The following is a 17,090-nucleotide window of genomic DNA, read 5'->3' on the forward strand; positions in this document are numbered from 1 at the left end:
CTTGAGTCTCGGTCAGACGTCGGTTTTTCCGGCCGGTGGAAGCGCATGTGATGCACGCTGGGCGGCTTTCATGCAACATCCGAAACCATGCTCGCCGGCATCCCGGGCCAGCGATTCCCCAATTCGCAGAAGCACATCCCTACTCCATCGATTTCATTGAGACCATCACCACTTGCTGCCTAAGCCTTGGGCGGAGCACATCAAATGACCCGTATCGTGATCGGAATTCTCACGGCTGTCGCGCTGGCCGTCGCTGGCCTCGTCGGCGTGCCCTGGTACGCCCAGAGCCGCGCCGAGCGCGAGGTCGAGGCGAGCTTTGCCCAGATCCGGCAGAGTGGCGCCACGGCGACCCATGGCAAGGTCGCCTTCGACCTGTGGAGCCGCAAATTGACAATCGCCGACGTCAAGCTGGAATCGGCGACCCAGCCGCCGGCCAGCGTCACGCTTGGCACCGTCACCGCGACCGGCCTGAGCCAGCCTGATTCCGAGCATGTCACGGCCGCCAGCATCGAGATCAGCGACATCGCCGTGGCCGGCCAGATCCCCGGCCCCTCGCCGCTGCGCCTGAGCTACAAGCTGCCGCAACTGGTGGTGAAGGATTACGCCGGCCCGGCGCGGTTCGCGGCGATCCCGGCCGGGGCGGGTGCGCTCGAGACCACCCGCGCCCTCGCCCAACAGCTCGCCACCGTCAGCGCCACCTCGGCCACGGTGCCGCGGGTCACCGGCACGATGGAAGGCGGCGCCGCGGTCGGGCCGACCGAATTCGGCTATTCCGGGCTGGTGGTGGACGGCATCAAGGGCGGCCGCATCGACAACTACAAGATCCAGGAAGTCACCTTCAGCACGGCGGCGCAGCCGCCGAACGGCAAGGTCGAGACGGTGCACGGCCGCATGCTCGACATCGTGACCAAGGACATCGACGTCAACGCCATCGTCGCCCTGTTCGCGACCGAGTCCGCCAAGGACGATCGTGCCATCCGCCTGAGCGGCTCCGCCGGGATGGGCCTCTACGAGATCACGTCCGATCTCGGCATGCGCATGCACATCGACAGCCTGACGATGGACGAGTTCGGCGTGCGGCCGTCGCGCATCCAGCTGCCCGCGCTGGTCGCTGCCCTGACGCCGACCTCGCCGCGAACGAGCGCCATGACGCCCGACCTCATCGACAAGGTGGCCAGCATCTATGACGGCGTCCTGTTCAAGAACGTCGAGGTCCGAGGTCTGGCGGTCGAGACTCCCGACGGCCCGGTCAAGGTCGCGCTGACGCGGTTCGACCTCGACGACGGCAAGGGCGACGTCGCGTTCGAGGGCTTCGACGGACGGACCCCGAACGGACCGGTCAAGCTCGGCCGCTTCGCGGTCAAGCGCTTCGACATGGGCGGTATGCTGCGCCAGACCGCCAAATTCGCCGTGCCCGGCGCCAAGCCCGGTGCGGCCGAAGCCCTGGCGCTGTTCAAGCTGATCGGCGGCATCGAGCTGAAGGGGCTGACGACCTCCTACAAGGCGAGCACCAAGCCGGTGCAGATCGACAATTTCAGCCTCGACTGGGGCCAGTTCGTCGGCCCCATCCCGACCCAGGCGCACCTGGTGGCCAAGATGGCCGGACCTCTGGATGCGTCCAATCCGGCGCTGCTGCCGCTCCTCGTCGCCGGCATCGACACCGCCGCGTTCGACGCCGATCTCGGCCTCGGCTGGACCGAGAGCTCGGGTGCGTTCGCGCTCCAGCCCTTCAAGCTCGAGGTCAGCAACCTCATCGCAGCCTCGGCCAATGTCTCGCTGTCGCAGGTGCCGCGCGACGTGTTCACCATCGACCTGCAGCAGGCCACGACGGCAGCGGAGCAGATCGAGGCCAGCGGGCTGGAATTGACCCTGCGCGATCTCGGCGCGGTGGACGTGCTCGTCGCCAACTACGCGCGCGGTCATGCGATCACGCGCGATGCCGCGCGCAAGGCGCTGGTCGACAGCATCAAGGCGATCGGTGCCCAGGTCGCCGCCGACAACATCGATGTCGCCAGCGCCGTCGAGGCCATCAGCCGTTTCGTCCAGATCCCGCGCCAGACCTTCACGCTGAAGCTCTCGCCGCGCGCCAAGGTCCCAGCCCTGCAGCTCGCCCAGCTCATCGCCATCGACCCGCCGAGCGCGCTGGCGCAGTTCAAGATCGAGGCCCAGACCGCGCCGTGACTTGAGCCGCGATGTGAGGGGAGAGTGAGTCCCCGCCTCTCTCCTCCGTCATTACGCATTCCGGGGCGCGCGCAGCGCGAGCCCGGAATGACAACGATGGGATTTGTGCACGGGGCTGACATCGGTACGATGGCGAGGACGGCCTTTGTCCCATGAACGTCCGCGTTCTTCGCATCCCTCATTCAAGTCAACTCGCGAGCCACGCGCGTCCCCGATCCCGCGGCGCGAGCGCCCGAGTTGTCCGGTCGTTCGGCCCTCTCTCAGATGAAGAGGGCGCAGGGAATGCCGGGTGCTGGCCGCAACCCATGGCCCGCCTGCGAAAAAAAATGCAGGCGGCAGGTACCACAGGTTCAGCCGAACATCCGGCATTCCCTGCGCGGTGGGCTTTGCGGCTGCTTCGCGCTCTCCTCGGGGACCGGCTTGTTTGCCCCCGTCATCCGCGCGATGCCGGAAGGCATCCGCCGCGAACTTGACACCAGCATCGGGGTGTCAGGACCACACGACTTGACCGTCTGCACCCTGCCTTTCGTCCACGCGCCACGCGCGCTGCGACAGACTGCAGCCACCGCCTCCCCGCCTCACGTCTCGTGACGACCGCGAACCGTCCCTCTTCATCGAGGCGGGATGGCCGGAAATGTGGAGGTGATTTGCCCGACGGTGCAAGCGGAATGATTGCGACAAACTAACACGACGGGCAGTTTGCGCATGAGTGAGATGCGGAGATTGCCCGTCGGGCTGGCATCGGCACGATCGGCAACTATCAGTCACGTTCCTCGACAAATCACGCACTATGGGTCCCGGCGTTCGCCGAGACGACAGTTGTGTTTGGCGCTCGACCGCGGCCTGGTGAGCCGGCTACGCGCGCCACTCGCACCGAAGGATGATCAATCGCATCAGCCTTCTGCTGAAAAGGGCCGCCTGCGGTGATAATACGAACGTCATGCCCGACCTCCCCACCTTCCTCCTGTTCCTCTCCGCCGCACTCATCGTCGCGCTGACGCCCGGCCCCGGCATCTTCTATATCGTGGCGCGGACGCTGGCCGGCGGGCGGAGCGAGGGGCTGGCGTCCAGCGTCGGGCTTGGGCTCGGAGGGCTCGTGCACGTGACCGCCGGCGCCGTCGGGCTGTCGGCGCGGGTGATGGCGAGCGCTGAGGCGTTCGCGGTGTTGAAGATCGCGGGCGCGTTCTACCTGATCTGGCTGGGCATCAAGACATGGCGGGAAGCGCGGGTCGCAGGGCCGGCCGAGGTGACGACGACCGGCAGCCGGCGCGCCTTCCGCGAGGGCATCGTCGTCGAGGCGCTGAACCCGAAGACGGCGGCGTTCTTCCTCGCCTTCATTCCGCAGTTCGTCGATCCCACGGGCCACGTCGCCGCGCAATCCATCGTGTTCGGGCTGATCTCGGTCGCATTCAACACCAGCGTCGACCTGGTCGTGACGTTCTGGGCCGCCAGAGCACGGCACGGTCTCGTCACGCACCCGAGCCTCGTGACGCGGATGCGGCAGGCGTCGGGCGCCGTCATGTGCGGCCTCGGCGGCGCGCTGCTGTTTGCACGCCGCGCAAGCTGACGCAAACCAGCAGCTCGTTCGCTGTCAGGAAGCGAGCCCGCGGGCAGCGGTGCGGTCGGTGCCTCATCAGCCGATGCTGTCGCAATCGCCCTCACCTAGTCACGGTAGCGACAGAACTCGTCGCCATTTTCGTACTCGTAGCAGATCTTGATACGGCGATACGGCCGGTCCTCGTCGAAGCTGCTTGAACGGCGATCCATGTCGTCGTCGCGCTGCATGCGCGAACTCCTTCCCGTGGTGCGATGGTCCATGTCCTGGTCCATCATGCGGCCCATGCGGTGCTGGCGCATGCGATCCATGCCCATCCGATCGTCGTCGCGCTGTTGCGTGGTCCAATCGCGGTTCACCTTGGTATCTTCGGCGCTCTGCCGCTCGCGCTCCCGGGCCTGGTCCGCCTGCTGGGGCGTGCGTTCGGGCTGCACAGGAACGGCTTGGGACTGGCCCGTTCGAGGCGTGGTGTCGGCCTGCTCAGCCAGAGCTGCGGCGGACACGAAACAAGAGGACAGGAACAGAACGGTCGCTGCTGCTGAAACGCGCATGGTTCATCCTCCATGAGAATGCTCTCTAACCGTGCGGCTCAGGGTTGGTTCTAACGAACTGCCGGCTTTCGATATTGCGCCGCAACGACCGTCGCGGCGCCGCTGTGTCGCCCTATGCGGCGGAGTGAAATCGTGGGCGAACGACGCCGGTTTGAGTATTCCGCAGCCGTTCTTTGTTGCCGTGGCCGCGGCGAAGGCCAGGCACACCAGTCCGAAAGCAGCGTTGCACCTGCCGTCCGGAGCCCGGCGTCCCGCGTCAACCCGAGATCAGGTCGTGGGTGGTTCCACGCCGCCGCCAGTATCTCGCACGCAGCCGCGGTGCGATCTGCCAGGAGAGAATGGCGGCCAGCGCCACGCTCGATGCGATCATGACCGGCATCGCGATCATCGCGTGATCGCTCAGCGGCGTGAGGAGAATGGTCAGGACTCCCGCGCCGAACAGCACAGCCTGAACCATCATGAAGATCATCGCCGAAATCTGTGTTCGCACGGACATTGCAGTCGCCCACAGTTGTTGCGCATGCAATCCAAACCCGAAATCCGGCCAACTGTTCCGCCTCACCATGAGCTCAGTACGGCAGGCCGCAGCCTCGTCCGCCCGAACTCATCGCAGCGGCACCGGAAGTCAGCGGGAAGCGTGGGCGACGCGGCAAGGCCCGGCGATGGCCGTCTTGCCGCGCCCCCCTCCGCGCCTCATTCCAGCTCGATCGCCTGGTAGGTGCCGGTCTCGTCGAGCGCGGTGCCCCAGATCTTGTGCGAGGCCTGGTGCTCGGCGCGTCCGAAGGAGAGCTTGCTGCCGAGCCCGAGGTCGATGCTCTGCATCGACTCCAGCGTATCGACCAGCCGCTCGGTCTCGAGCGGCGTGGTCTGCTTCAGCGCCTGGATCAGGATGCTCGCCGAGATGAAGCCCTCGAGCGAGGTGTAGTCCGGCGCTTCGCCCGGGAAGTACTTCTCCAGCGCCGTCTTGTAGTCGAGCACCAGGCTCGAATAGCCTGCGACCGAGGGAACGCCCTGCGTGACGATGACGCCGTTGGTGTATTTCGAGCCGAGCAGCTTCAGCTCGGCCGCGAGCGACGACGATCCGACCGCCGAGATGTTGGCGTAGATCAGCCCTGGAACCGCCTCGTGGGTCTTCTCGATGAATTTCGCCGCCGCGCGGTCGGTCGCGATCATGATCACGGCCTTGATCGGCGGCTTGGTCTGCGCCTTCAGCTTGCCGACGGCCTCGTCGACGTCCAGCGTGCCGCGCGGAAAACCGTAGCGGATGATCGGATCGTTGATGCCGTTCGCGCGGAACGCCTTGGCGACACCGTTGGCACCGTCGTCGCCATAGGCGTCGTTCTGCGCGAACACGGCGATCTGCTTCGCCGGGATGCGCTTGACCTTCATCAGGTAGCGCACGATCGCCGCGGTCTCTTCGGCGTAGCTCGCACGATAGTTGAAGACGTAGCGGTCGGGCGGATCGCGGCGGACGACGGCGGAGCCGCTATAGGGCGCGAAGAACAGCGCGCGGCGCTCCAGCGCGTAGGGAATCGCCACCGCGTTGTTCGCAGTGCCCATGTTGCCGATATAGCCGAACACCTGGTCCTTCTCGTACAATTGCGTCATGGCGCCGAGCGTCCGCGTCGGATCATAGCCATCGTCGGCAGCGATCAGCCGCAGCTTGCGGCCGTTGATGCCGCCGGCATCGTTGGCGCGCGCGAACGCGGTCTCGATGCCGAGCTTCATCTGGCGCGCGGACTCCTTGCGGACTCCGGAGAACGGGATGACGGTGCCGAACCGGATCTCAGTATCGCTGACGCCGTGCGGAAGCGGAGGCGGCAGGTTGGCCGTGGGCTGCGTCGACGCGGCCGCGGTCGAGGGAGCCAGCGCGAAGGACAGCGAGGGAGCCGCCGACTGCTGCTGGCTGAGCGACCGCTCCAGCTCTGCCAATTGGCGCTCTGCGGTCTGACAGTTCACCTGCGAGGACGCGACCCGGCCGCGGCCCTCGGCGATGTAGCTGTTGAAGGTGCGGATGAGCCCATCGCGCTCGCCGCCGTTCGAAGAGCCCTGGCGGATCACTTCGCTGAATTGATCGATGATGGTCTGGACGCGTCCCTGGGCGATCTCGCGGCACGTCGCGGCCTGACCGACGACAGGACCGACGCGGGCGGCGAGATCACGAACGACATCGGGGGAAATGGGGACAGCAGAGGCGGCAGGGATGAAGAAGCAAGTTCCGAGAAGGAGCGCACACCAGCGAACGGTCATTTTGAACTATCCGTCTTCTTGTGATTGGTTGGCTATGTTCACTACATGAGTCAGACAGGCTTCTATTAAGGACAGGTTGCATAACACCGCAACCGCCATTCGACTGATCGGTACCGCCTGGAACTCATAGCGAGCCACACCGCTCGATCGCGTTTTGCGTTGGGTCTCGCAACGCGCCGAACTAACAGCCGGCACCATCGATTAGTTCTCAGAATCAACACTTTGCCGCGGGGCACGACGGCCGGATCCTGTGACCGTTCGAAGAGCTCGGCGCGATGCGCGAGAGCGCATCCGGAGCCGCCTCGACGCAATCGAAGGCCCGGACGAAGTTGTTCGCAGTGTTAACCAGCATTAACGCGAGAACATCAAATACGGAGCGACGCCTTCAAGGCTGGGTCATCTTGCACCGGCGTGACGTCCTAACCGGCGACGACATGCCGCAGCTCGGGGCCGATAACGACGAGCCGAGACGGATTGCGCTGTTCAGCTGGATCGAGACGCGCTCGGGGATCGCCTGAGAGGCGTTCGAGCCGCCGGTCGACGCGATCCACCATTTTGTCGGCAAATGGATCGCGTGGGTCGTGGTGGCCCTGCACGTCGCCGCCGCACTGTTTCATCACGCCGTCCGCCGCGACGACGTCCTGACGCGGATGCCGCCGGGCCGTTCGGTGGCATGTGGCATAAGGGAGAACACTGCCGTCGGGTGGGCAAAGGCGGTGCCCTGCTCTCTCCTCACGGCAATCTGCTGGAGCGCCGTGCCCTCCATCTCGCGGCGGATGCGCCGATGGATGGTGGGCACGCCGCCGCTTGACGGCGGCCGCTTTGCCCACCCTACATCGAGCCCTGCCGAACTACTTGTTCGGCAGATTGGTCCTGATGTGCAGCTCGCGAAGCTGCTTGGTCGAAGCCTCGGACGGGGCACCCATCAGCAGGTCCATGGCCTGCTGGTTCATCGGGAACAGCGAGATCTCGCGCAGGTTCGTAGTGCCACACAGCAGCATCACGATGCGGTCGACGCCGGCGGCCATGCCGCCATGCGGCGGGGCGCCGTACTGGAAGGCGCGGTACATGCCGCCGAAGCGGTCGACCACCTCCTGCTCGCCGTAACCTGCGATCTCGAACGCCTTCACCATCGCCGCCGGCTTGTGGTTGCGGATGCCGCCGGAGGCGATCTCGTAGCCGTTGCAGGTGATGTCGTACTGGAACGCCTTGATCGTCAGCGGATCCTGGGTCTGCAGCGCCTCCAGGCCGCCCTGCGGCATCGAGAACGGATTGTGCGAGAAGTCGACCTTCTTGTCGTCCTCGTTGTACTCGTACATTGGGAAGTCGACGATCCAGGCCAGCTTGAACTGATCCTTGTCGGCGAGGTTCAGCTCGTCGGAGACCTTGTTGCGGGCGAGGCCTGCGAACTTCCAGAACTTGTCGGGATCGCCGGCGACGAAGAAGGCGGCGTCGCCCTCCTTGGTGCCGATCTGGCTGCGGATCGCAGCGGTGCGCTCCGGGCCAATGTTGTTCGCCAGGGGACCCGCGCCCTCGCCGCCCTCGCGCCACATGATGTAGCCGAGGCCTGGCTGGCCTTCGCCCTGCGCCCACGAGTTCATGCGGTCGCAGAACGCGCGGCTGCCGCCACCCGGTGCGGGAATCGCCCACACCTGGTTCTTGGGGTCCTCGAGCATGCGCGCGAACACCTTGAAGCCTGAGCCGCGGAAGTGCTCGGAGACGTCGGCCATCTCGATCGGGTTGCGCAGGTCGGGCTTGTCGGAGCCGTATTTGCGGATCGCTTCCGCGAATGGGATGCGCGGCCAGCCCTTGGTGACCGGCTTGCCCTTGGCGAAATCCTCGAACACGCCGGTGATCACCGGCTCCATCGCCGCGAACACGTCCTCCTGCTCGACGAAGCTCATCTCGACGTCGAGCTGATAGAACTCGCCGGGCAGGCGGTCGGCGCGCGGGTCCTCGTCGCGGAAGCACGGCGCGATCTGGAAGTAGCGGTCGAAGCCCGACATCATCAGCAGCTGCTTGTACTGCTGCGGCGCCTGCGGCAGCGCGTAGAACTTGCCGGGATGGATGCGCGACGGCACCAGGAAGTCGCGCGCGCCCTCGGGCGAGGACGCGGTCAGGATCGGGGTCTGGAATTCGAAGAAGCCCTGCTCCTTCATGCGCCGGCGCATCGAATCGATGATCGCGCCGCGCGTCATGATGTTCTGGTGCAGCTTCTCGCGGCGCAGATCGAGGAAACGGTACTTCAGCCGGATGTCCTCGGGGTAGTCCTGCTCGCCGAACACCGGCAGCGGCAGCTCGTCCGCGGGGCCGAGCACCTCGATGTCGGAGACGTAGAGCTCGATCTTGCCGGTCGGCAGATCGTCATTGTCGGTGCTCTTGTTGTCGGCGCCGGCCGGGCGGCGGCGCACCTTGCCCTCCATGCGCACGACCCACTCCGAGCGCAGCTTCTCGGCGAGGCTGAACGCCGGCGAGTCCGGGTCGACGACGCACTGGGTGATGCCGTAATGGTCGCGCAGATCGACGAACAGCACGCCGCCATGGTCGCGGATGCGATGGCACCAGCCGGACAGCCGGACCGTCTCTCCGATGTTGCTCTCGCGGAGCGCGCCGCAGGTGTGGGTCCGGTAGCGATGCATGGTCGTCCTGAATGGTCGTCGTGAGGAAAAGGGAATCGGCGCAGCCGCAAGGGCGCATTGCCGAATGCGCGCAGGGTTTAGCCGAGCCGCCCCGGCGCGGCAACCGCAGGAACGGTCCCTTTTCGGCTTCGCGGCGGAAAAGGCCAGCTCGCCCCGGCCCTCACTGCAACGTCGGCGCATATGTCGAATTGAGCTGGCGCTGAAACGCTCATCTGACGGCCGTTTGGGCTCGAAAAACGGCCTCCTTGCGCCTATCTTGGAGCCATGACCGTGCATTTCCCCTTCCAGAACTCCTACGCCGCGCTGCCGGACAATTTCTTTGCCCGGGTGGCGCCGACCCCCGTCGCATCGCCCCGCCTGATCAAGCTGAACCGGCCGCTGGCCGAGGAGCTCGGCCTCAACCCGACGGAGCTGGAGACGCCTGAGGGCGCCGCGATCCTGGCCGGCAAGACCGTGCCCGAGGGCGCCGAGCCGATCGCGATGGCCTATGCCGGCCACCAGTTCGGGCATTTCGTGCCGCAGCTCGGCGACGGCCGGGCGGTCCTGCTCGGCGAGGTCGTCGACCGCAACGGCGTCCGCCGCGACATCCAACTCAAGGGCTCCGGCCCGACGCCATTTTCGCGCCGCGGCGACGGCCGCGCGGCGCTGGGGCCGGTCTTGCGCGAATACATCGTCAGCGAGGCGATGGCGGCGCTGGGAATCCCGACCACCCGGTCGCTGGCGGCGGTCGTCACCGGCGAGCAGGTCTATCGCGGCACGGCCCTGCCCGGCGCGGTGCTGACCCGGGTCGCCACCAGCCACATCCGGGTCGGCACGTTCCAGTACTTCGCAGCCCGCCAGGACGTGGACGCCGTGCGCCGGCTCGCCGACCACGTCATCCACCGGCACTATCCGGATCTCGCCGGCACCGAGCGGCCCTACCACGCCCTGCTCGACGCCGTGATCGCGCGGCAGGCCAAGCTGATCGCCGACTGGCTCCTGATCGGCTTCATCCATGGCGTCATGAACACCGACAACACCTCGGTGTCCGGCGAGACCATCGATTACGGCCCCTGCGCCTTCATGGACGCCTACGACCCCAAGCAGGTGTTTTCCTCGATCGACGAGTTCGGCCGCTACGCCTTCGCCAACCAGCCGCGCATCGCGCTGTGGAACCTGACCCGGCTGGCCGAATGCCTGCTGCCGCTGTTCGGGGACGACAAGGACCAGGCGATCAAGGAGGCCGAGGCTGCACTCGACGGCTTCGCCGCGGAGTTCACCGACGCCCACCAGGCGGGACTGCGGCGCAAGCTCGGCCTGTTCACGCAACGCGAGGGCGACCAGCCGCTGGCGCAGGCGCTGTTCGACGCGATGGCCGCGGCCAAGGCCGACTTCACGCTGACGTTCCGCCGTCTCAGCGACGCCGCCGGCAACGGCGATCTCGACGAGGTCCGTTCGCTGTTCGCGGATCCCGCCGGGTTCGAGGAATGGGCGGCGCGCTGGCAGCAGCGCCTGACCGAGGAACCGCAGAGCCCGGCCGAGCGGCGCGCGGCCATGCGCAAGGTCAATCCGGCCTTCATCCCGCGCAACCACCGCATCGAGGCGGTGATCACGGCGGCGGTCGAGAACGACGACTACGCGCCGTTCGAGGAGCTGCATGCGGTGCTGGCCCGGCCCTATGACGACCAGCCGGACCGGGCTGATTATGCCGATCCGCCGCAGCCGGAGGAGCAGGTGTTGCAGACGTTCTGCGGCACCTGACACGCAGTCTTAACCTCGCGTCCACCATCGCCCTGACAGCGCCCGGGTCCTTAAGAAACGATCAACGCAGCCCCGACAAGTTGAACCAACAAGTCGGGGAGGTCTGAGACGTGGACGCGCTGGTGTTCGAATTCATGGGTCTGGCGATGATCGCCTTGTGCCTGATCGTGCTCGCTGTGCCCTCGGCGCGCCGGCCCGCGGGCCGCGTCCGGCATCACTGACCGGCCCCCTGCCCGCCCATCATCAACCATAGAGCGATCGGCCGAGACACTGGCGCTTGCGTTCGGGGCGGATTGGGCCGACAAGCGGAGACGAATTTCGTCCCTTACCCTTTGCCGACACCCTTGACTTGTCAGCGTTTTCGGACGACGGCGTAAGAGCCTCGTCATGGATCGTTCATGGACTTGATCACCACCACCGCGGACCTCGCAGCCGCCTGCGCCCGCCTCGCCCGCCACCCGGTCGTCACCGTCGATACCGAGTTCCTCCGGGAAACCACCTACTATCCCCTGCTCTGCGTCGTGCAGATGGCGAGCCCGGACGAGGCCGTGGTGATCGATGCGCTGGCCGAGGGCATCGATCTCAAAGCCTTCTTCGAGCTGATGGCGAACGAGAAGGTCCTGAAGGTCTTTCATGCCGCCCGCCAGGACATCGAGATCATCTGGCACCGCGCCGGCATCGTGCCGCACCCGATCTTCGACACCCAGGTCGCTGCGATGGTGCTGGGATACGGTGACAGCATCGCCTACGACCAACTGGTCGAGCGCATCACCGGCCACCGCCCCGACAAGACCCACCGCTTCACCGACTGGTCGCGCCGGCCGCTGACCAAGGAGCAGGCGCATTACGCCGAGGCCGACGTCACCCATCTCCGCGACGTGTTCGCCGCGCTCGATGCCGACCTGAAGAAGCGCGGACGCAGCGACTGGGTCAGCGAGGAGATGGAGGTCCTGACCTCGCCGAAGACCTACGACTTCCACCCCGAGCGCGCCTGGGAGCGGCTGAAGACCCGCGTCCGCAAGCCGAAGGAATTGGCCGTGTTGATCGAGGTCGCGGCCTGGCGCGAGCAGGAGGCGCAGAGCCGCGACGTGCCGCGCAGCCGCGTGATGAAGGACGACGCCGTCGGCGACATCGCCACCCATGCCCCGACAACGATCGAGAAGCTCGGCAATCTGCGCTCGCTGCCCAAGGGCTTCGAGCGCTCCAAATGGGGCTCCGACATCGTTGCCGCCGTGCAGCGCGGACTGGCGCGCGATCTCGCCGCCCTGCCCAAGCTGGAAAAGCCGCGCAACAACTCCAATGGCGCTGCGATCGTCGAGCTGCTCAAGGTCCTCCTGCGCATGACCTCGGAACGGCACGCCGTGGCGAGCAAGGTCATCGCCACCGTCGATGATCTCGAGCAGATCGCCGGCGATGACAATGCCGACGTCGCTGCGCTGCAGGGATGGCGCCGCGAACTGTTCGGCGAGGCCGCGCTGGCGCTGAAGCACGGCAAGCTCGCGCTCGCCATCGAGAAGGGCCGCGTCGTCCGGGTCGACCGGGCCTGATGGGCGTCGCAGCGGCTATGGCCGGCCGCGTCTTCCCCGAGTCTGCCGAGTTGATTGCAGCAGGCGGCACGGGTGTCCATGATCTCGCCAATCATTCGGCGCTGGTCTGCCCCCTCAACTCCGCCTCGATTGTCTGGGACACCTCAACCAGAGCCATCGAGAGAATGTAGACGCTGGTCGGCAGATTGAGCTGGCGCGCCTTCGCGATGGCTGCCCGGAGGCTGCTCGCCAGCTCTTTGAGCTCTTCCTCTCGGGTCATGTCGTGGTCTCGGTCCTGGAGCTGCCGCGTGAGCAAAGACAATTGCGAACCGCCGGAACAGAAGCTGCTGCGGCTGCTCAGCGAGAATCCGGTCGACCTGCACGTCGTCGAGGCCCTTCGCCTCGTCGTCGCGTTCAACAAGATCAGTGATCCGGCCGATCGTCGTATGATTATCGATCTGGCCGAACGACTCGCCTCAGGATGATACCGCCAATAGCCGCCGCGGTCACACCGCGAGCCGGCCGCCAGCGCCGATAAGCTCGGCGCCGTCGAGGACACCGGCAAAATTGCCGATCACCTTGGTTACAACCAACTTGTACAAGGCGGCGTCGCCGGCGCAGGCCTGCCGGCAGGCGACGGCGTCTCCGATCACCTGATAGCGGTGACTGCGGTGAAAGCCGTCCACCACCGTCGAGAGGATCGTCTCGTCCAGCGAGAAGCCGAGCAGCACGCAGCGCATGCTGCGCATGTTCGCCATGTACTCGGCGAACCGGGCCGAACTGTAGGCGGACGGCAGCGGATGCTCGAACGCGAGCTCCCCCGGGGTCGGCTTGAAGTCCGGAAGCCAGTTCGTCAGGTTGGAAGCCGGGTTGAACCAGGCTGCCTGTGCGATCCGCTTGAGATGGACGACCGGCCACAGGTTGTCACGCCAGAGCGCGATCAACTGCCGGCAGCGCGCCATGACGACGTCGCCATCGGCGATCAGATGCCTGCGTCCCTCGGCGAGATATTCGCACTGCAGATCGGCGCAGACGAGAACAGGCGGATCCGCCTCGGTGGCACCGAACAGATCTCGGCCCGGCATCATGGTCTCGCTGCGGCGAAGTCGTGCAAGGGCGAGGATGCCGGCCGGCCAGCCGAGAGATCGAGCACGCCCGGCCGATCCCAGTCGCCTTCCGGACGAATGATCATGTAGGGATCGCTGTCGAGCGTGATCGCATCGTCGCACGGCTCGAGGTCCAGCACCATCTCCGTGTAGGAGAAATCGGAGAATGTGAGCTTGCGATTATGGCCGAGCGGCTTGGCGCCGAAATGCGCCCAGAAATCGACGAGACGATCCTGCGCGTGGCCATAGGCCTTCTTGAAGCCCTTGCGCCTGCAATAGTCGAGCGCCTCGCGAACCAGCTTGAACGACAGCCGCGAGCGCCGGTACTGATGGCGCACCGCGAGCCGCTCGACCTTGGCGAAGTCGCCGAAGAAGCGCACACGCACACATCCAGCCGGCTCCTTGCCGACGAAACCGAGGAAGTGGGCTGCAACCAGATCGTTGCCGTCGAACTCCTCCTCCATGGGACAATCCTGCTCGGTCAGGTAGACCGCCGAGCGGATCGCGGTGACGAGCATGAGGTCATTCGGATCGCGCGCAATGCGCACGGTGATCGCGCGGGGATTCGTCTTTGCTGTCCTGGCCGAACTAATGCTGTGCATCCGCAATGCTCCCTTGTTCGAAACCCTTCATCGACTGGATCGAAGGCGCGATCATCTCGGGCATCCGGTTCCACGGCCGCTGATACCACCAGAGATCGGGCTGAAAGCTCGGCACCGGCGTGAAGCCGAGCGCGCCGAGAAAGGCGCGCCCTTCCGGACTCGATGGTTGCGCGTAGTAATCGGCGGCGCGAAATCTCGCGCCTTGCAGCGCCTGCGCGACGTTGCCGAGACCGATCGCTCCCCGCCCTTGCGCGACGAGCGCCCAGACATAGATGGCGGCTACGTCTTCGTCCGGCCGCGCCAGAAATCTGCGCGGCGGATCATTCAAATTGAACTCATCCAGGAGCAAAGCATCGAGGCCTGAGCAGTTGAGATAGAGGAAGGCGATGCCGCCGAGCAGGTTCCTGCCGCGGTAGAGCGCGAAGATCGAGTCCGGATCGTGCCGCAAGAACTCCGCAAGCTCGTGTTCTGAGGCACGAACGCCCGGTATTTCCCGGCGTGCGAGCGCCGCGAGCTCACCGAGCCGATCGAGCGTGACCGCCCGCGCCGCGACCCGATCCGTCCGCGGCAGCGCGTCGAGCTGATGTCGCGGCGTGAATTCTGTGCTTCCGCGGTAGGGGTTCTGCATCTATGTTTCCAGCTTGGCTTTGATGACGTCATCATACTTGTCGGGGCTGGAGTGTATGCGGCAACATTTGCATCGGGGTGCTGCATCTACGCAGCGCAGGAAGTCGGACGAAACGCTTAACCCTTCGTGGGAGGATTTGAGAGCATTTCTGCTCTGTACGCGTCACCGCAGCTTCCGCAACGCGGCGGATGTGCTCGGACTGACCGGCACAACCCTGATGCGCAAGATCGACCGGCTCGAGGACGAGCTCGGATGCAAGCTCTTCATCCGTGATCAATCCGGCCTGTCGCTCAGCGACGAGGGACGATCGTTGCTGTTCGACGTCGAGCAGATGGAGCGGCTGAGCTTCAACATCTTCCGGCGTGCCTCGCTGTCGACCGACACGCAGGGGTCGGTGCGCGTCGCCGTGACCGAAGGCCCTGGCAATTTCTGGATCCTGCCGCGACTGATCGATTTCCAGAAGACCTATCGCAGGATCACCGTCGATCTGAGCTGCGCGATGCAGCAGGCCGACGTGTCGCGGCTGGAGGCCGACATCTCGATCCAGTTCGAACGGCCGACCAACCCCGACGTGATCGTTGCAAAGCTCGGCCGTCTGCACATCTACGGCTTCGTGTCGGAGGCCTATCGCGACGCGCATGGACTGCCGACTTCGCTGGCGGATCTCAAGAACCACCGCATCATCAAGCAGCACGGCGTGCAGCTCGACGAGACCGGCTATGCGCGCATCCTCGGCCTGGACTCCCTCGAAGGCATCGTCGGCATCTCAACCAATTCGAGCGTTGCCGTGCTCTACGCGGTCGAGCGCGGCGCCGGCATCGGCTTTCTGCCGACATCGGCAGTCGCGCTCGGGGCGCCGCTCGTTCCTGTCGATCTCGGCATCAACTACCACATGGATCTGTGGCTGACCTATCACAAGGAGTTTCGCAACTCCGACCGGCACAAGGTCGTCATCGACTGGTTGAAGCGCATCTTCGATCCGAAGGTCCATGCCTGCTTCCGGGACGAGTTCATCCATCCGCTGAATCTCGTGCCTCTGATGGCGCCCGCCCGGGATGTCGTCGGCTTCAACGGCTACGTCGCGCCGAAACCCGTATGACGGGCTACCATTTGAGCTCGACGCCGAGCGTGCCCTGATGCGATTGCAGCACCGAGCGAAGCTTTGCATCGTAGTTGAGATAGAGGCGTGCCGTTCGGTTCAGGGATAGCGACAGTGCCGCGCCGGCGTCGGCGCCGTAGCGGCCCTCGCCAAGGCCCTGCAGCGTGATGCTTTGCGGACCGAGGCTGACGGTCAGCGCGCCGAGATTCTGACTGAAATTGTCGACCAGCTTGCCATAGGCCGAGACGTCGAGGATCTTGCCGTCGACGATGAAGTAGCGGCCGAACTCGGCGCCGACGAGAACGCGGGCGCGCTCCAGCGAGGTGCCGCTGACCGACAGCGGGTCGAGCCCGCCCGCTTCCTGGAATGCCGCCGTCGTGGCGCGCGTGTATTCGAAGGCGAGCTTCGGAACGATCCGGCTCTCCCCGATGCTCCAGTAGTAGTCGAGCTCGCTCAGCACGCCCGTGATGTGGGCGCCGTAGACCGACGTCGCCGCACCGAGGCTGGTGTCGCGCCGCGCACTGATCCCGCCGACGCCATGGACGACCGCGATCGCCCAGGTCCAGGGTCCCTGGTCGACCGAGGCGTTGAAGCCAAACTGCGTGAGATCGAGCGTCGCCGCTTGCAGCGCCAGCGGCACATCGACCCAGGTCCGGCTCTGGTCGACGGATAGTCCGACATTCACGCCCGGCACGAGGCGCATGCCGATACCGGCGACGCCGCCCCCAGTCGTCCTCTTGTCGCCGACGAAGTCGCGTTGCGCATCGCTACGGACGGTGACGCCATACATCTCGCCCCAAGTCCGGAACCGAGGCTGTTCCGAAGCCTCCGGCGCGCCGCCGCCCCCGGGATTGCTCCGCTGCAGCCGGGTGACGCCCTGCGTGGCCTGAGTCCCGAGCCGTTCGAGGAAGCTCGAGCCGAGATCGAGCACGGCTCGGCCGGCCGAACGTTCGGAACTGATCGCGCCTGGCGCAGGGCTGGGCAGTGGGCTCGGCGTTGGTGTCGGCGTTGGTGTCGGCGTCGGGCTGGCGGCGATGCTCGGCAGGCTGGCCTGCGCGACGCACGGCGAAGACGCGGCGGCCGTGCCGAGCGCGACGATGAGCAGCATCGCGCCCGACGCACCACTACGCATTCGCCGATCCGGCCTGGCTTGAGATGCCCCGCGCATCGATGCCCCGTTTCACCGCCGCTCAAATTCGCTTCAATATTGCCG

Annotated in this window: 15 protein-coding genes; 6 read left to right on the forward strand and 9 right to left on the reverse strand. The window is 65.9% G+C overall.

Going from position 1 to position 17,090, the window contains the following annotated elements:
* Positions 1–204 precede the first annotated feature (204 nt).
* The gene (locus QW845_RS03570) at positions 205–2,181 is read left to right on the forward strand and encodes a hypothetical protein (RefSeq protein ID WP_315800253.1); all 1,977 of its coding nucleotides are present in this window, start codon (positions 205–207) and stop codon (positions 2,179–2,181) included.
* 940 nt (positions 2,182–3,121) lie between these two features.
* Positions 3,122–3,748 carry a LysE family translocator gene (locus QW845_RS03575; RefSeq protein WP_315800254.1) on the forward strand — a complete coding sequence of 209 codons (627 nt, stop codon included), beginning with the start codon at positions 3,122–3,124 and terminating at the stop codon, positions 3,746–3,748.
* A gap of 95 nt (positions 3,749–3,843) precedes the next feature.
* Here QW845_RS03575 and QW845_RS03580 read toward each other — a convergent pair whose 3' ends face one another.
* The 4 genes from QW845_RS03580 to aspS all read right to left on the reverse strand — a co-directional run bounded on the left by QW845_RS03580 (position 3,844) and on the right by aspS (position 9,176).
* Positions 3,844–4,287, reverse strand: a complete 444-nt coding sequence (locus tag QW845_RS03580) for a hypothetical protein (protein WP_315800255.1) — start codon at positions 4,285–4,287, stop codon at positions 3,844–3,846.
* Between the two features lie 256 nt (positions 4,288–4,543).
* Positions 4,544–4,783, reverse strand: coding sequence for a hypothetical protein (locus QW845_RS03585; RefSeq protein ID WP_315800256.1), 240 nt, complete (start codon positions 4,781–4,783; stop codon positions 4,544–4,546).
* Between the two features lie 197 nt (positions 4,784–4,980).
* Positions 4,981–6,537, reverse strand: coding sequence for an ABC transporter substrate-binding protein (locus tag QW845_RS03590; RefSeq protein ID WP_315800257.1), 1,557 nt, complete (start codon positions 6,535–6,537; stop codon positions 4,981–4,983).
* An 851-nt stretch (positions 6,538–7,388) separates the two neighbouring features.
* Complete coding sequence (gene aspS / locus QW845_RS03595; RefSeq protein ID WP_315800258.1) at positions 7,389–9,176, reverse strand: aspartate--tRNA ligase; 1,788 nt, start codon at positions 9,174–9,176, stop codon at positions 7,389–7,391.
* Between the two features lie 264 nt (positions 9,177–9,440).
* Between aspS and QW845_RS03600 the strand changes: the two genes are divergently transcribed.
* Together QW845_RS03600 and rnd are read left to right on the forward strand one after the other, a co-directional pair.
* Positions 9,441–10,916, forward strand: coding sequence for a protein adenylyltransferase SelO (locus QW845_RS03600; RefSeq protein WP_315800259.1), 1,476 nt, complete (start codon positions 9,441–9,443; stop codon positions 10,914–10,916).
* Positions 10,917–11,314: 398 nt separating this feature from the next.
* Positions 11,315–12,463: a ribonuclease D gene (gene rnd, locus QW845_RS03605; RefSeq protein ID WP_315800260.1), complete on the forward strand. Its 1,149-nt coding sequence runs from the start codon at positions 11,315–11,317 to the stop codon at positions 12,461–12,463.
* Positions 12,464–12,554: 91 nt separating this feature from the next.
* On the opposite strand, the gene QW845_RS03610 is transcribed toward rnd, so the two are convergent.
* Positions 12,555–12,722 carry a hypothetical protein gene (locus QW845_RS03610; RefSeq protein ID WP_315800261.1) on the reverse strand — a complete coding sequence of 56 codons (168 nt, stop codon included), beginning with the start codon at positions 12,720–12,722 and terminating at the stop codon, positions 12,555–12,557.
* A gap of 28 nt (positions 12,723–12,750) precedes the next feature.
* Between QW845_RS03610 and QW845_RS03615 the strand changes: the two genes are divergently transcribed.
* Complete coding sequence (locus tag QW845_RS03615; protein ID WP_315800262.1) at positions 12,751–12,927, forward strand: hypothetical protein; 177 nt, start codon at positions 12,751–12,753, stop codon at positions 12,925–12,927.
* A 21-nt stretch (positions 12,928–12,948) separates the two neighbouring features.
* Here QW845_RS03615 and QW845_RS03620 read toward each other — a convergent pair whose 3' ends face one another.
* Genes QW845_RS03620 through QW845_RS03630 form a run of 3 tightly spaced genes read right to left on the reverse strand, consistent with a single transcriptional unit; the run spans position 12,949 to position 14,778 of the window.
* Positions 12,949–13,530 (reverse strand): isochorismatase family protein, encoded by a 582-nt coding sequence (locus tag QW845_RS03620; protein ID WP_315800263.1) that lies wholly within the window; start codon positions 13,528–13,530, stop codon positions 12,949–12,951.
* Entirely contained in the window at positions 13,527–14,150 is a 624-nt protein-coding gene (locus tag QW845_RS03625) for a GNAT family N-acetyltransferase (RefSeq protein WP_315800264.1), read from the reverse strand. The genes QW845_RS03620 and QW845_RS03625 overlap by 4 nt, the downstream gene beginning before the upstream one ends.
* Positions 14,137–14,778, reverse strand: a complete 642-nt coding sequence (locus QW845_RS03630; RefSeq protein ID WP_315800265.1) for a hypothetical protein — start codon at positions 14,776–14,778, stop codon at positions 14,137–14,139. Before QW845_RS03630 ends, QW845_RS03625 begins: the two co-directional genes overlap by 14 nt.
* Positions 14,779–14,833: 55 nt before the next feature.
* Here QW845_RS03630 and QW845_RS03635 point away from each other — a divergent pair, with 55 nt between their 5' ends.
* Positions 14,834–15,877, forward strand: a complete 1,044-nt coding sequence (locus QW845_RS03635) for a LysR family transcriptional regulator (RefSeq protein WP_315800266.1) — start codon at positions 14,834–14,836, stop codon at positions 15,875–15,877.
* A gap of 4 nt (positions 15,878–15,881) precedes the next feature.
* Here QW845_RS03635 and QW845_RS03640 read toward each other — a convergent pair whose 3' ends face one another.
* A complete protein-coding gene (locus tag QW845_RS03640; protein ID WP_409997865.1) occupies positions 15,882–17,009 on the reverse strand; it encodes an autotransporter outer membrane beta-barrel domain-containing protein in 1,128 nt (375 codons plus the stop codon).
* Positions 17,010–17,090: the final 81 nt, after the last annotated feature.

The sequence above is a fragment of the Bradyrhizobium sp. SZCCHNS3002 genome (assembly GCF_032377435.1).
Taxonomy (GTDB): Bacteria; Pseudomonadota; Alphaproteobacteria; order Rhizobiales; family Xanthobacteraceae; genus Bradyrhizobium.

What these genes read in the sequence shown, in the direction of transcription:
- QW845_RS03570 (WP_315800253.1), top strand. Translation starts at nt 205, where the DNA reads ATGACCCGTATCGTGATCGGAATTCTCACGGCTGTCGCGCTGGCCGTC.
- QW845_RS03575 (WP_315800254.1), top strand. Translation starts at nt 3,122, where the DNA reads ATGCCCGACCTCCCCACCTTCCTCCTGTTCCTCTCCGCCGCACTCATC.
- QW845_RS03580 (WP_315800255.1), bottom strand. Translation starts at nt 4,287, where the DNA reads ATGCGCGTTTCAGCAGCAGCGACCGTTCTGTTCCTGTCCTCTTGTTTC.
- QW845_RS03585 (WP_315800256.1), bottom strand. Translation starts at nt 4,783, where the DNA reads ATGTCCGTGCGAACACAGATTTCGGCGATGATCTTCATGATGGTTCAG.
- QW845_RS03590 (WP_315800257.1), bottom strand. Translation starts at nt 6,537, where the DNA reads ATGACCGTTCGCTGGTGTGCGCTCCTTCTCGGAACTTGCTTCTTCATC.
- aspS (WP_315800258.1), bottom strand. Translation starts at nt 9,176, where the DNA reads ATGCATCGCTACCGGACCCACACCTGCGGCGCGCTCCGCGAGAGCAAC.
- QW845_RS03600 (WP_315800259.1), top strand. Translation starts at nt 9,441, where the DNA reads ATGACCGTGCATTTCCCCTTCCAGAACTCCTACGCCGCGCTGCCGGAC.
- rnd (WP_315800260.1), top strand. Translation starts at nt 11,315, where the DNA reads ATGGACTTGATCACCACCACCGCGGACCTCGCAGCCGCCTGCGCCCGC.
- QW845_RS03610 (WP_315800261.1), bottom strand. Translation starts at nt 12,722, where the DNA reads ATGACCCGAGAGGAAGAGCTCAAAGAGCTGGCGAGCAGCCTCCGGGCA.
- QW845_RS03620 (WP_315800263.1), bottom strand. Translation starts at nt 13,530, where the DNA reads ATGATGCCGGGCCGAGATCTGTTCGGTGCCACCGAGGCGGATCCGCCT.
- QW845_RS03625 (WP_315800264.1), bottom strand. Translation starts at nt 14,150, where the DNA reads ATGCACAGCATTAGTTCGGCCAGGACAGCAAAGACGAATCCCCGCGCG.
- QW845_RS03630 (WP_315800265.1), bottom strand. Translation starts at nt 14,778, where the DNA reads ATGCAGAACCCCTACCGCGGAAGCACAGAATTCACGCCGCGACATCAG.
- QW845_RS03635 (WP_315800266.1), top strand. Translation starts at nt 14,834, where the DNA reads ATGCGGCAACATTTGCATCGGGGTGCTGCATCTACGCAGCGCAGGAAG.
- QW845_RS03640 (WP_409997865.1), bottom strand. Translation starts at nt 17,009, where the DNA reads ATGCGTAGTGGTGCGTCGGGCGCGATGCTGCTCATCGTCGCGCTCGGC.